Origin of the sequence: Ahrensia marina (assembly GCF_042140245.1) — a bacterium.
GTDB lineage: Bacteria > Pseudomonadota > Alphaproteobacteria > Rhizobiales > MH13 > MH13.
In genome coordinates, this window is record NZ_CP159483.1 from 1,385,139 (window position 1) to 1,398,107 (window position 12,969).

The following is a 12,969-nucleotide window of genomic DNA, read 5'->3' on the forward strand; positions in this document are numbered from 1 at the left end:
TTCAATTTTGTAGTATAATTACCTTTTAGAGTACGATTGGCAACCGATTGTCGTGCGAAACAATCAAAATTTGACAAATCTACCGAAAATGCCTGCCCAAAAGTCCAACTTTTGTATTTTTGGTTCATCAAAAGTCGGTAACATGTTAGTTTTTCATAGTAGAACTACAAAAATGGGTTGAACTCCGCGTCAGTTCGGGGCAACGTTGAAAAAACGAAGGGAGTGAGGATGCACGGGGACGCGGTACGCCATGACAGGGTGAAGTACGCCTTCATCTGGCCGGCGTTTATCATCGTACTGGTGATAACGATCTTCCCGCTTATCTACGCGCTCACCGTGAGCTTCCAGTCCGTGCGCCTGGTGCCACCGCTTCCACCGCGCTTCGTGGGCTTTGACAACTACGCCGACATTCTATCGTCTTCGCGGTTTTGGGGGTCGACCTGGACCACGGCGACCATCGTTTTTGTTTCGGTCGCTTTCCAATACGCGCTGGGCTTCCTGCTGGCGCTTGCGCTCCACCACAATGTGCGCGGATCATCGCTCTATCGCGTTGTGTTTTTGCTGCCGATGTTCATTGCGCCTGTGTGCGTAGCATTGATCGCGCGCATGGTGTTCCACCCCTATCTCGGCCCGGTCAATGATGCCGTGGTGGCGATGGGGTTTGGCAATTTGCCGTTTCTCACCGAGCCAGCCCTTGCGATCATGGTGCTGATTTCCATCGAGACCTGGCAGTGGACACCGTTTGTGACGCTGCTGATGCTGGCTGGATTGCAGAGCATGCCCAGCGAAGTGTTCGAGGCCGCGCGGGTGGACGATATTGGCCCGTGGCGACGCTTCTGGGATCTGACCTTCCCGATGCTTCTGCCGCTTTCGGTTGCCGTGATTTTTATCCGGCTGATTGAAGGGTTCAAAGTCATCGACACGGTGTTTGTGCTGACCGGCGGTGGACCGGGGACCGCGACCGAAACACTCACGCTGTTTGCCTACAATGAGGGCTTCAAGAAGTTCAATCTGGGCATGACGTCAGCGCTCTCCTTTGTCTTCCTCATTGTTGTGATTGTGTTTGGCACGATCTATCTCGCAGCCGCGCGTCGTCTCATGAAGAGGTACGCGTAGTGGAAAATCGCTCCCTTCGTACCATCGGCCTTGTCGGTTGCCTGGTTTGGCTCTTCTTCTCGTTTTTTCCGCTCTATTGGGTGTTCGTCACTGCGTTCAAACCGCCTTTGGCTGTCTCGCAAGGTGCGACGTACATTCCATTCGTCGATTTTCAGCCGACATTGCAAGCGTTTCGTGATGCGTTTTCTGGCATTCGCGGAGACTTTTTCGGGCCGATCGTGGCCTCGATTTCCATCTCTGTAATGGCAACGGCGCTCTCGGTTTTTCTTGGCGCGATGGCGGCTTATTCGCTGGTGCGATTTGAGTTTCGCATCCGCTTGATGTCGGGCCTTATGTTCGGTGTCATCTCCATTGGTGGCTTTGTGCTGCTCAACAGCACGTTTGATATCGATGTGCCGTACGCGTTGCTGATCGTTTTGGTCCTGGCGCTTATCGTCTCCATATGGATGAACCGATACCGTTTGCCCGGGCCGGTGCTTGGCAACAACGATGTGACGTTCTGGTTTGTCTCGCAGCGTATGTTTCCACCCATCGTGTCGGCGTTTGCCTTGTTCCTGCTCTACGCCGAAGTGGGTCGAGCCGGGTTCCCTTTGCTCGATAGCTATCTGGGTATGGTGCTTGCCTACACGGCGTTCGGTTTGCCGTTCGCGGTGTGGCTGATGCGCGACTTTTTCTCCACCGTTCCCATCGAGGTGGAAGAGGCGGCGCAGGTCGACAATATCGGCCGCATGCGCATTTTCATTCAGATTGTGCTGCCCATGTCGCTGCCTGGACTGCTTGCGACATCAATGATTGTGCTTGCCTTCATTTGGAACGAATTCCTGTTCGCCTTGCTGCTTACGTCAGGCGACTGGCAAACCCTGCCCATCCTTCTTGCCGGACAACAATCCAGTCGCGGTGACGAATGGTGGGCAATCTCCGTTGCGGCGCTGATCGCCATCATTCCGATGGTCGTGATCGCTGCAATTTTGGGCCGGATGATGCGATCTGGCCTTCTCTCCGGTTCAATAAAATAATCTTCACAAGGGAGGAAACCATGAAGAGACTTCTACTATCCACCGTGGCTTTTGCAGCGCTTGGCGCTGGAACGGCTCTGGCCTGTGAACCCGACTACACCGGCGTGACGCTCAACGTTTCAACGCAGAACGGCCCAGCGATTGCCTCCGCTCTCGCGGCGGCGGCTGTGAGTTGGGAAGAGCGCACTTGCGGAACGGTCAATGTGATCGAATTCCCGTTCGGTGAGCTCTATCCGAAATTCCTGACAGCCATGAGCCAGCAAACCGGCGACTTTGATGTCATCGGCTTTGTTCCAGCTTGGCTTCCCGACTTCTCCACCTTCCTGTCCAGCATGCCTGCTGAGCTACAAGAAGGTTCCAACTGGGATGATATCCACCCGGTTTACCGCGAACGCCTGATGACGTGGAACGGCGAAGTGAAGTCGGCCACAATGGACGGCGACATGCACATGCTGAACTTGCGGGCAGACCTTCTGGAAGATCCAGACGAAATGGCCGCGTTTGAAGCAGCTTACGGCTATCCACTCGCAGCACCGGTGACGTGGGAGCAGTATTATGATCAGGCGGAGTTCTTCCATCGTCCCGACGATGGCCTCTTCGGTACAGCCGAAGCCTATCGCCGTGGTGGCCAGCAGTTCTGGTACTTCTTCTCCCATGCTGCGAGCTACACAAACCACCCAGACAATCCTGGTTCCATGTTCTTCGATCCGGAGACCATGGAAGCGCAGATCAACAACCCTGGTTGGTTGCGTGCGTTGGAAGAATATAAGCGCGGGCTGGACTTCAACCCTCCCGGTGCTTTGAACAATGGTTCTGGCGATGTGCGTCCGCTTTATGCTGGTGGCACGGTTGCAATGAACATCGACTGGGCTGACTCAGGCGTTCTGGGCTCCACGGAAGGTTCCATTGAAGGCCATGTCCGCACGGCCATGCTGCCTGGTTCGACGGAAATCTGGAACCATGTGACAGGCGAGTGGGACAGCTATGATGAAGTCGTTCACTCACCATTCTTGGCGTTTGGCGGTTGGCAACTGGCGGTTCCTGCCGACAGTGAGAACCCTGAAGCTGCATGGGACTTTGTTGCTGAGGTGATCAGCCCTGAAGTTTCCGGTCAGGCGATTGTTACGGCCAACTCCGGTGTGAATCCTTATCGCTTCAGCCACTATGAGAACCTTGAAAACTGGTCTTCGGTCTTCTCTGAAGAAGAAGCAGCCAGCTATCTGGGTGCTCAGCGCGCTTCACTCGATGCGCCGAACGTTGCGCTCGATCTGCGTCTGCCAGGCTTCTTCTCTTACACTGAGATTTTGGAAATTGAACTTTCCAAAGCTTTGGCTGGTCAAGTGACGCCGCAGGAAGCACTCGATGCGATTGCTGAAGGCTGGGATGCTTTGACCGATGAGTTCGGTCGCGACACTCAGCTGGCTGCTTATCGCGCATCGGTTGGCCTGCCACCAATGTAAGCCAGTTTGGCTGTATGCTTTGTGCCTCCCGGCCTTGTGGTCGGGGGGCATGTTTTTGAAGGAGACCGCGTGTGTCGCACGTTGAACTGAAAGACGTCACCAAGAACTTCGGTGATGTGAATGTTATCCCTCCGCTCTCGCTGACCATTGAGCAGGGCGAGTTCATTGTGCTTGTCGGGCCATCGGGTTGCGGCAAAACCACCACCTTGCGCATGTTGGCTGGCTTGGAATTGCCAACGTCCGGCAACATTAGCATCAGCGGCAAGGACGTGACCTTTGCTCGACCTGGCGAGCGCGATTGCGCGATGGTGTTTCAGAACTATGCGCTCTATCCGCACATGAGTGTGCGCAACAATATCGGGTACGCGATGAAGGTGCATGGCACCGATAAGGCGGTGATAGAGGAGCGGGTAGGTGAGGCGGCCAAGTTGCTCGGCCTTGACCCCTACCTTGATCGCAAACCCAGAGAATCTTTCCGGTGGTCAGCGTCAGCGCGTTGCGATTGGTCGTGCACTGGTCCGCCAACCGGAAGTGTTCCTGTTCGATGAGCCACTCTCGAACCTGGATGCCAAATTGCGTGTTGATATGCGCACCGAAATTAAGCTGTTGCAGCGCCGTCTTGGCACCACTGCCGTCTATGTCACGCACGACCAGGTGGAGGCCATGACCATGGCTGACCGCGTGGTTGTGATGCGAAATGGCGTTATTGAACAGGCTGCAGAACCGATTGTTCTTTACGAGCGCCCGGCCAACCTTTTCGTCGCTGACTTTATTGGCTCACCTTCGATGAATGTTTTCAAGGCAGCTATTGAGGATGGCGCTGTTAAGTTGGGTGATCAAACACTGCCCTTACCGCCTGAAGAGGCAAAACGTCTGGGCAACCGGGGGCAGGTGATGTTCGGCATTCGTCCAGAACATATGCGCCAGTCCGAGCATACTGCGACGCTGACCATCGATCCGGTTGTCATTGAACCGCTGGGCGCGCACACGCTGGTGCTTGGGACTGTGAACGGTGAGAAAGTCACCGCGCAAGTGGACCCGCGCTTTGATGTGGCGGTGAACGAGGCTTGCCCGATCACTGTCGATATGACGCAAGCGCACTTCTTTGATCCCGAAACAGAGCAGCGTCTCTAGTGCGTGATCTTTACCTGGCCATCGATGTCGGCACGGGCAGCTTGCGGGCCGCGCTGGTTGATCGGTCAGGGCGGATCCTCGCTTTCGCCAACCGCGAGCATGATCAGATCGTCCCGCAGCATAGTTGGTCGGAACAGCGGCCCGCTGACTGGTGGAACGGGACGGTTGAAAGCATCCGCGAAGTGCTGGGCAAAGTTGAGAATGCACCAGATCGTGTTGCTGCTCTATGCGCATGCGGTCAGATGCACGGCTCCGTGCTCATCGATGACGATGGGCAACTGACGCGCGAGGCGGCACTGCTTTGGAATGACAAAAGAACGGTCCCACAGGTCGAAGCGTTTGCAGCGCGGGTGCCAGCCGACCAACCGTTGGCCCACACCGCCAACACGCCAGCCCCTGCTTGGCCAGCCTTTAAACTTGCCTGGCTGATGGAGAACGATCCGCAAAGCGTTGCGCAGGCGTCTAGCCTGCTGATGCCTAAGGATTGGATCAACTACAAACTGACGGGCGAATGCGCGCAAGATGTGACGGAAGCCTCGCTGAGCTTCCTGATGGACTGGAAGACGCGTAGCTGGTCCGATGAGATGATCAAGCTGACGGGCGTTCCTGGTGAATTGCTTCCACCGCTTCGCGATCCGCAAGATGTGCTTGCAGGATTGTCAGATGAAGCCGCCAATCTGCTTGGCCTAAGCGCCGGCATTCCCGTTCTGGTGGGCGCTGGCGATTATCCGTTGGCGCTGCTTGGCTCGGGCGTGACAGAGCCTGGAACAGGATCTGATGTTACGGGCACCTCGACCATAATCACACTGATGCATGATACGCCGGTTCTTGATCCCAGTGTCTCCAATGTCATTGGTGCCGGCGGCACCTGGGGCAGTTTTACACTGCTTGATGCGGGCGGTGATGCGGTGCGTTGGGCGCGGCGTGCGTTTCACGACAATCGCCGAAGCTACGCTGAGGTTGCCGAGGCCGCTACACAGGCGAAGGCGGGATCGAAAGGCTTGTTCTTCTTGCCTTATCTTTCTGGAGAACGCTTTGGCGATCACACCAATTCCCGCGCGCAGTTCTTTGGTTTGACCTCATCGCATGGCTTGTCAGAGATGCACCGTGCTGTGCTGGAAGGCGTAGCTTTCTCCGTGCGTCACCGGCTGGATGCTTTGCAGGGCGAGCATGGTCGGCCGGAGCGGATTGTTGCGTCGAGTGGTGGCGCCAAGTCTCGGCTCTGGCTTGAAATCAAGGCAAGCATGTACAACGTACCCTATGCCGTGCCTGAAGAGCTGGAGTGCGGCGTTGTCGGCGCGGCCATGCTGGCGTCGATTGCCGCTGGTGATACGGCTGATGTTGCCGAGGCTACGCACACCATGGTGCGGTTTGTTGAAGATGTTCATCCCGACCCGCAGACTGTCGCGCTCTATGATGCGATGATGCCGATCTACGCTGATCTCTATACGGCGGCCCAGCCCTTTTACGCTCGTCTCGACGGGCTTCCCCACTAACTCGAAAGCCAAACCAATGACTGCGATCCCCTCTCTTTCTCTCCTCGACGGTAGATCCATCCCGCAGCTTGGGTTTGGTCTCTGGCAGGTCCCAGAAGACACAACTGGCCAAACCGTGGCGCAAGCCTTGCAGCTTGGCTATCGCTTGCTTGATGGCGCTGCGATCTACGGCAATGAAGTTGGCCAGGGCGAAGGCCTGCGCGCTTCTGACTTGCCGCGCGATGATGTGTTCGTCACAACCAAGGTTTGGAATGACAATCAAGGTTTTGACAGCACGCTGCGCGCCATTGATGCGAGCTTGGAACGTTTGGGCCTTGATGCCGTTGATCTCTGCCTCATCCACTGGCCGTGTCCGAACAAAGGGCTTTATGTGGAGACGTGGAAAGCCTTCATCCGCGCCAAGGAGGAGGGCAAACTGCGCTCCATCGGTGTGTCCAATTTCGCGTCTGCTCATCTAGAGCGCATTATCGGTGAGACGGGCGTAACCCCGGTCCTCAACCAGATCGAACTGCATCCGCGTTTCCAGCAGGCAGAGCTGCGTGCTTTCCATGCTGACCACGCCATCATCACCCAAAGCTGGACGCCGCTTGGCAAATCAAAAAGCTTCGATGATCCGGTGATTGTTGCCATCAGCGAGCGTTTGAACAAAAGCCCAGCGCAGATCATTCTACGCTGGCATGTCCAGCTTGGCTGTTCGGTGATTCCGCGCTCCACGAACCCTGAGCGCATGGCGCAAAACATGGCTCTGTTTGATTTTGAACTCACTGCCGATGATATGTCAGCCATTGCTGGCTTGGATGCGGGTGATCGACTTGGGCCAGACCCAGCAACCTTCGAGTAGAGAGGTCGGTTAGCCATCAGGTGATGCGCCAACCGCTTGTAGTTTGCGGTGAATTCAATTGACTTCGAGCGGGCGATGGTTCACCTGTCGCTTCGCTTTACTTGATGTTTGACCGGTATGTCGCCAGATAGACATCGACGCTAAAGCGTTTCGCCCAAAGATTTAACCGTCGATGGGTACCATCCCCCTGAAGCATACAGACGATCCGTATGCGAGCACCGGCTGCGCCCCAAGGTTTTATCCATGGCGCACTCTTCGTGCTCACCAACGAGTACGACCCGGTGTTCATTCGCGCTGTTTGCCCAAGTGAGGCGCAGCGGCGCCAACCTTTTTGAAAGAACAGATTTGACACAGTTTTCGGACCTCGGCCTCGCCGAGCCCATTCTTCATGCCGTTTCGGGTGAAGGCTATTCCACCGCGACACCCATCCAGGGCCAGGTGATTCCCGCTATGCTTGCCGGGCACGATGTGCTCGGCATCGCCCAGACCGGCACCGGCAAAACAGCAGCGTTCGTGTTGCCGTTGCTGCACGCTTTGGCGCTTGAAAAAGCCGAGCTGAAGCAAGGTGAGCTAACTGACAAGCGCGTTCACAAGGCCTTCGTGCCGCGCAAACCCAAGACCGCGAAAGCGCTCATCCTTGTGCCGACACGCGAACTGGCGCAGCAGATTTCTGTCGCTGTAAAAACCTATGGCCGGAATTTGAAGCCCGTTGTCGGCGTGATTGTCGGTGGCGCCAGTGCATCGGTACAGGCCAAAGCAATGGCTGATGGTGTCGACATTCTGGTCGCAACGCCTGGGCGCCTGGAAGACCATATGCGCTCTGGCGCCGTTCGTCTCCACAGCACTGATCTGGTGGTGCTTGATGAAGCCGATCAGATGCTCGACATGGGCTTTATCCCCGCGATGCGTCGCATTCTGGGTGCTGTTGCCAGCCCACGTCAGACGGTCCTGCTCTCGGCGACAATGCCCAAACCGCTGGCGGCTTTGGCGAAGGACTTTCAGGACAATCCGGAGAAGATTTCGGTTGCACCGCAGTCCAAACCGATCGACCGTATTGCGCAATCCGTTCTGCACATTCCTGCAGCGCAGAAACGTGACAAGCTGCTCGATCTGCTTGCTCCGCTCGAGGTGGAACGGGCCATTGTCTTCACGCGCACCAAGCACGGTGCTGACAAGGTTGCCAAGTTCCTTGCCTCCTACGGGCTGAAGAACGCGGTGATCCATGGCAATCGTAGCCAAGGCCAACGCGAGAAGGCACTTCAGGCCTTTAAACGCGGTGATGTGAAAGCTTTGATTGCGACCGACGTGGCGGCACGGGGCATCGATATTGATGGCGTGTCCCACGTGGTGAACTTTGAGCTGCCCAATGTGCCGGAAGCCTATGTGCACCGTATTGGGCGGACAGCACGTGCGGGTAACAGCGGCGTCGCGATTTCTTTGGTCGATCCTGCCGAGCGCAAACTGCTGCGCGACATTGAACGTCTCATCAAACAAAGCGTGCCCGTCCACGGTGATGTTGAGGCCGTTGAGCGCGTGAAGGTGCAGGTTGCCACCCAGCCGCAGGCTGAAAAAGGCAGCAAGAAGAAGGACCGTCACCGTGATCGGGTGAATGCCAAAGACAAAGGCAAGCGCCGCGTTCCAACAGATGAAAATCGCCGCGACAAGCAGGCAGCCAAACCGTCCATGAAGAAGGGCGGTAAGCGCGAGGACTTTGGTTTTGATCCGTTGAACCCAACTGAGGTTGCAGCCCAGGGCAAGAAACCATCACGTCAGGAACGCAAAGCTAAAGGTGGTCGTGCAGGCGACGGTTCTACCGGTGCTGTGAAGTGGTTCAACAACCGAAAAGGCTACGGCTTCTTGGCGCAAGACAATGGTGGACCAGACGTTTTCGTCCATATCAGCGCGGTTGAGAAAGCTGGCCTGAAAGCCGTCAATGAAGGTCAGACGTTCCACTATGAGCTGGCCGAAGAAAAGCGCGGTAAGCTGACTGCCGTGAACCTGCGCGCGGCCTAGAGTAACGGATTAGAGAAGCTGGGTCGCCACCAAGATGGCGGCCCCGCCAAGTCCGGTGTAAAGCGCGCACCAAATCACGGTGCGTGCCAGCACCTTTCCCTCTTTGCCAATCAAACCGACCGTGGCTGCCCCAGCAATGATGTTGTGGGGCGCGATGATGTTGCCGATGGCGGAACCGAAGCCTTGCGCGGCGACCATTGTGGTTTCCGGCAGGCCAAGCGCATCCGCCGCTGAGACCTGAAGTTCAGTGAAGAGAATGTTGGAGGTCGTCGCCGAGCCTGTGATGAAGGTGCCGAGTACGCCGACAGCCGGTGCGAACAGTGGCCAAAAGGTGCCGGTGGTGGCGGCTGCATCGGCAAGTGTGGTGATCATGCCCGATTGCACCATAAGCCGCGACAGCGAGAGCATCACGAACAGGGCCAGGCTCACCACAAGCAGACGTTTTAGTGCTTCCTGGGTTGCCGGCGCTATGGCGTTGGTGCGCTGTGTGATCAGTGCGCCGATGATCAAGCCACCCCAAAGTAGGGTGCCAGGATGATAGAGTGGCGCAAAACTTCCTGAAAACTGTTCGAACAATGACCAGGACAACGCTGCCTCGCTGGTCACGGCACGCAGTGGCTCAATCAGCCGCGTGGCCAGCACAAGTGCGACGATGATGAGGTAGGGCGTGAGATCCGCGACAAGGGATCTTAACGCCAGCGGCTTGTTAGACCCGAGCTGTCGCAGGACTGAGACAAAAATGATGGTGCCGATTAAGGCGCCTGCCAGCGAGGGTAGTTCAGGTCCAGCCAAGTAGGCAAGGGCCAAGAACGGCAGGAAGAAAAAGACACCTGCCAGCAGTGTCCAACCAAGTTCGCTGCGCGTGATCGGCCCGTCATCTGCAAGACGCACCATGGCAAACAGCAGAATCCATCCAAGGCAGGCATGAAGCAGGGCGACATGGCCAGCAAGTTCTTCTGCGCCAAGGCCGGTCAGTTCCAGTTGCGCCAGCGTCGGTGTGCCCACGGCACCAAACGAGACGCCAGCGGCGTGGCCTAGCAGGGCCAGCGTGACTGCGCGAATGGGAGAGTAGCCGATACCAAGCAGCAGCGGGGCTGCCAGTGCCACAGGTGTTCCGAACCCTGCAGCGCCTTCGATGAAAAGGCCAAAAAACCAAGCGATCAGGAGGGCTTGAATGCGGCGATTATCGGTCAGGCCAGCCAGCGCATCGCGAATGCGATCAATGGCGCCAACGCGGCTCTGATAGGCGTAAAGCGCCAGCGCTGGAAAGATAATCCAGAGGATTGTGAGTGTTGAATGCGCGGCCTCGGCTAGCGTTCCCGTTGCTGCTGCACGCAAAGGCAGACTAACAGCTTCGGCCAGATCAAACGGCCCGAACAATGCCAAACCGGCAGCGATTGCAAAGCCTGCCAGCCCTGCAACAATGGCGGAGGTGTGCAGCACCGCCATGCCGATGAGCACGCAGATCAATGGCAAGGCGGCAAGCAAAATGGGCAAGTGGCTTTATCGCTTCAAAAAAAGAGTGTCTTTTTAAGCGATAGCCAGAGGTCGCTGCGCTATCAAGCAACCCCTGATGGAAGAGTGCACAAATCGCACCAGCTCGGTCTCACGATATGCGCGCTGGTCCCTAAACCCAGGGGCGGTCGGCGTCCATTTTGCCTTCAAAGCTATCGATGTGCGGTGCTTTTTCCATGGTCAGGCCGATGTCATCCAAGCCGTTCATCAGGCAGTGCTTGCGAAACGCATCGATTTCGAAACTGATCGTGCCGCCGTCTGGGCCTTTGATGGTTTGGTTTTCAAGGTCCACACTCAGCGTCGCGTTGGAGCCGCGCTGCGCATCGTCCATCAGCGCGTCGAGTTCGTCTGAAGAGACAACGATCGGCAAAATGCCGTTCTTGAAGCAGTTGTTGTAGAAAATGTCAGCGAAGCTGGTGGAGATCACGCAGCGAATGCCGTAATCGAGCAGCGCCCAAGGCGCGTGCTCACGGCTTGATCCGCAGCCGAAATTGTCGCCAGCCACCAGAATGTTCGCGCCGCGATAGGCCGCTTTGTTGAGCACGAAATCGGTGTTCTCGCTGCCATCTTCATTATAGCGCATCTCGTAGAACAGGCTTTTGCCAAGGCCGGTGCGCTTGATGGTTTTCAAGAACTGTTTGGGGATGATCATGTCGGTATCGACATTGATCACGGGCATCGGCGCTGCGACCGATGTGAGGGTCGTGAACTTTTCCATGGATGTGAAATCTCCTGATCGGCGTCCTGTTAGCAAGCGCGGCGCAGCGCCACAAGACTGCCTCGTATGACGCTTGACCAGACCTCTCGTCTCTGACACTGGCAAAGCATGGCTGATGCGACCTCGTCCTCCACCCTTGTCCCCCATTTTACGGCCAAAGGTTTGGTGCGCGGTGGCCAGCGACTGCTCCCAGTTTCAGTGTTTGTGTTTCCCTTTGGGGTGGCTTTCGGAGCTGCAGCCATCGAGAGCGGACTGACAATCGATCAGGCCATGGTCATGAGTTTGACGGTGTTTGCCGGAGCCTCGCAGTTTGCTGCGCTCGACCTTTGGCAGACGCCGCTTCCCTTTCTCTCGCTTGCCCTTGTGGTGTTGGCGGTGAACGCTCGTCACCTCATTCTCGGCGCGGCGATCTCACCTTATGTAAACCGGCTTCCACCGCGACACTGGTTTGGGGCGTTGATGCTGCTTTCTGATGTGAATTTCGCCGACAGCTATCAAGCGATGAAGGAAGGCGAGCGCGATGCCGCCCATATTCTCGGTGGTGGGCTGGTGTTGTGGTCGGTTTGGGCCGTTTCGACAGCCGTTGGTGTTTTTGCTGGCACATTGCTTGGCGATCTGGAACGCTTTGGCGTTGATGTTGTTATGGCGGCGTTCTTTGCAGCGCTGGCGATAGGCATGGTGCCAAACATGAAGGCGGCGCTTCCGGTGGGTGTTGCTTGTGCGGTTGCCATTCTTTCCATGCCGATCCTGCCGACAGGTTGGAACATCATTGCTGCGGCTTTGTCGGGTGGCTTGGTCGGTGCTGCTTTCCCAAGTGAAGGGAAGGCCGAACCATGACGGTTGATCCCACCACAGCCTACCTTGCCATCGCCATGATGGCCTTCGTCACGCTCGGTACCCGGCTTGGCGGAGCATTTGTAATGCGGTTTGTGACCATGTCGCCGCGCATCACCAGCTTTTTGGAAGCGATGTCTGCCTCGGTGCTTGCAGCGATTGTGGTCACGTTTATCGTCAACAATAGTACCCGCGAGGCGCTTGCGGTGGGTGTTGCTGTTCTGGTGATGTTGGCAACCCGCAGCGCCATTTGGGCGATGTTCATCGCGATGGCGTTTGCAGCCGGTTGGTCGTTGTTTTTGACCTAAGGGCTCTCGGCCTCAATCCGATCCATATCATCGTCTGACAGGCCGATGTGGTGACCCATTTCATGAATAAACACGTGGCGGACAACCGCGCCGAGCGTTTCCTCATGCTCGGCCCAATAGTCAAGGATGGGTCTGCGGTAGAGCCAAATCGCGTTGTCCAACTCGCCGGACTTACCCAAGCCTCCACCCTGGGCAATGCCCTCGCCGACAAAAAGGCCAAGAAGCTCAAACGGCGATTCCATATCCATCTCGGCGAGCGTGTCAGCGTCCGCAAAGTTGTCGATACGCACAGCGACCTGACGCGCGATGTCGGCAAAGGGGTCTGGAAGCTCACGCAGCGCATCGCGCGTTAGACCGGCAAAATCGTCCAGCGATGGCGCCATAGCATCAGCCCATCTATTGGCGGGAAAATCGGGTAGTTTCTGTCCCATAGCGGTGTTGGTCTTGCCGTTTCGTCTCAGTTTGAGTGGAGGCTGGCCCACCGCGCCCCTGTCCCGCGCCTTATGAGGTTACATAAA

The 12,969-nt window shown here is 56.7% G+C and carries 11 protein-coding genes and 1 pseudogene; 9 read left to right on the top strand and 3 right to left on the bottom strand.

The window, feature by feature from the left end; all coding sequences use genetic code 11:
• Positions 1-228: 228 nt before the first annotated feature.
• From ABWH92_RS06830 to ABWH92_RS06860, 7 genes and pseudogenes are all read left to right on the top strand, one after another.
• Positions 229-1,116, top strand: coding sequence for a carbohydrate ABC transporter permease (locus ABWH92_RS06830; protein WP_375573331.1), 888 nt, complete (start codon positions 229-231; stop codon positions 1,114-1,116).
• Positions 1,116-2,132, top strand: coding sequence for a carbohydrate ABC transporter permease (locus ABWH92_RS06835; RefSeq protein WP_375573332.1), 1,017 nt, complete (start codon positions 1,116-1,118; stop codon positions 2,130-2,132). The genes ABWH92_RS06830 and ABWH92_RS06835 overlap by 1 nt, the downstream gene beginning before the upstream one ends.
• A 20-nt stretch (positions 2,133-2,152) precedes the next feature.
• Positions 2,153-3,592, top strand: coding sequence for an extracellular solute-binding protein (locus ABWH92_RS06840; RefSeq protein WP_375573334.1), 1,440 nt, complete (start codon positions 2,153-2,155; stop codon positions 3,590-3,592).
• Between the two features lie 71 nt (positions 3,593-3,663).
• A pseudogene (locus tag ABWH92_RS06845) lies at positions 3,664-4,726 on the top strand (ABC transporter ATP-binding protein).
• Positions 4,726-6,222 carry an FGGY-family carbohydrate kinase gene (locus tag ABWH92_RS06850; RefSeq protein ID WP_375573336.1) on the top strand — a complete coding sequence of 499 codons (1,497 nt, stop codon included), beginning with the start codon at positions 4,726-4,728 and terminating at the stop codon, positions 6,220-6,222. Before ABWH92_RS06845 ends, ABWH92_RS06850 begins: the two are co-directional and overlap by 1 nt.
• A 16-nt stretch (positions 6,223-6,238) precedes the next feature.
• Positions 6,239-7,063: an aldo/keto reductase gene (locus ABWH92_RS06855; RefSeq protein WP_375573338.1), complete on the top strand. Its 825-nt coding sequence runs from the start codon at positions 6,239-6,241 to the stop codon at positions 7,061-7,063.
• 345 nt (positions 7,064-7,408) lie between these two features.
• Positions 7,409-9,076, top strand: a complete 1,668-nt coding sequence (locus ABWH92_RS06860) for a DEAD/DEAH box helicase (RefSeq protein WP_375573339.1) — start codon at positions 7,409-7,411, stop codon at positions 9,074-9,076.
• A gap of 9 nt (positions 9,077-9,085) precedes the next feature.
• On the opposite strand, the gene ABWH92_RS06865 is transcribed toward ABWH92_RS06860, so the two are convergent.
• Both ABWH92_RS06865 and leuD read right to left on the bottom strand, forming a co-directional pair.
• Positions 9,086-10,573 (bottom strand): L-lactate permease, encoded by a 1,488-nt coding sequence (locus tag ABWH92_RS06865; protein ID WP_375573341.1) that lies wholly within the window; start codon positions 10,571-10,573, stop codon positions 9,086-9,088.
• A 130-nt stretch (positions 10,574-10,703) separates the two neighbouring features.
• Entirely contained in the window at positions 10,704-11,309 is a 606-nt protein-coding gene (gene leuD / locus ABWH92_RS06870; protein ID WP_375573342.1) for a 3-isopropylmalate dehydratase small subunit, read from the bottom strand.
• Positions 11,310-11,417: 108 nt separating this feature from the next.
• Here leuD and ABWH92_RS06875 point away from each other — a divergent pair, with 108 nt between their 5' ends.
• Both ABWH92_RS06875 and ABWH92_RS06880 read left to right on the top strand, forming a co-directional pair.
• Complete coding sequence (locus ABWH92_RS06875) at positions 11,418-12,146, top strand: AzlC family ABC transporter permease (protein ID WP_375573344.1); 729 nt, start codon at positions 11,418-11,420, stop codon at positions 12,144-12,146.
• Positions 12,143-12,451, top strand: coding sequence for an AzlD family protein (locus tag ABWH92_RS06880; protein ID WP_375573345.1), 309 nt, complete (start codon positions 12,143-12,145; stop codon positions 12,449-12,451). The genes ABWH92_RS06875 and ABWH92_RS06880 overlap by 4 nt, the downstream gene beginning before the upstream one ends.
• Here ABWH92_RS06880 and ABWH92_RS06885 read toward each other — a convergent pair.
• Complete coding sequence (locus ABWH92_RS06885; protein WP_375573346.1) at positions 12,448-12,834, bottom strand: metallopeptidase family protein; 387 nt, start codon at positions 12,832-12,834, stop codon at positions 12,448-12,450. The two genes, ABWH92_RS06880 and ABWH92_RS06885, sit on opposite strands and share 4 nt — an antisense overlap.
• Positions 12,835-12,969 lie beyond the last annotated feature (135 nt).

What these genes read in the sequence shown, in the direction of transcription:
- ABWH92_RS06830 (WP_375573331.1), top strand. Translation starts at nt 229, where the DNA reads ATGCACGGGGACGCGGTACGCCATGACAGGGTGAAGTACGCCTTCATC.
- ABWH92_RS06840 (WP_375573334.1), top strand. Translation starts at nt 2,153, where the DNA reads ATGAAGAGACTTCTACTATCCACCGTGGCTTTTGCAGCGCTTGGCGCT.
- ABWH92_RS06855 (WP_375573338.1), top strand. Translation starts at nt 6,239, where the DNA reads ATGACTGCGATCCCCTCTCTTTCTCTCCTCGACGGTAGATCCATCCCG.
- leuD (WP_375573342.1), bottom strand. Translation starts at nt 11,309, where the DNA reads ATGGAAAAGTTCACGACCCTCACATCGGTCGCAGCGCCGATGCCCGTG.
- ABWH92_RS06875 (WP_375573344.1), top strand. Translation starts at nt 11,418, where the DNA reads ATGGCTGATGCGACCTCGTCCTCCACCCTTGTCCCCCATTTTACGGCC.
- ABWH92_RS06880 (WP_375573345.1), top strand. Translation starts at nt 12,143, where the DNA reads ATGACGGTTGATCCCACCACAGCCTACCTTGCCATCGCCATGATGGCC.
- ABWH92_RS06885 (WP_375573346.1), bottom strand. Translation starts at nt 12,834, where the DNA reads ATGGCGCCATCGCTGGACGATTTTGCCGGTCTAACGCGCGATGCGCTG.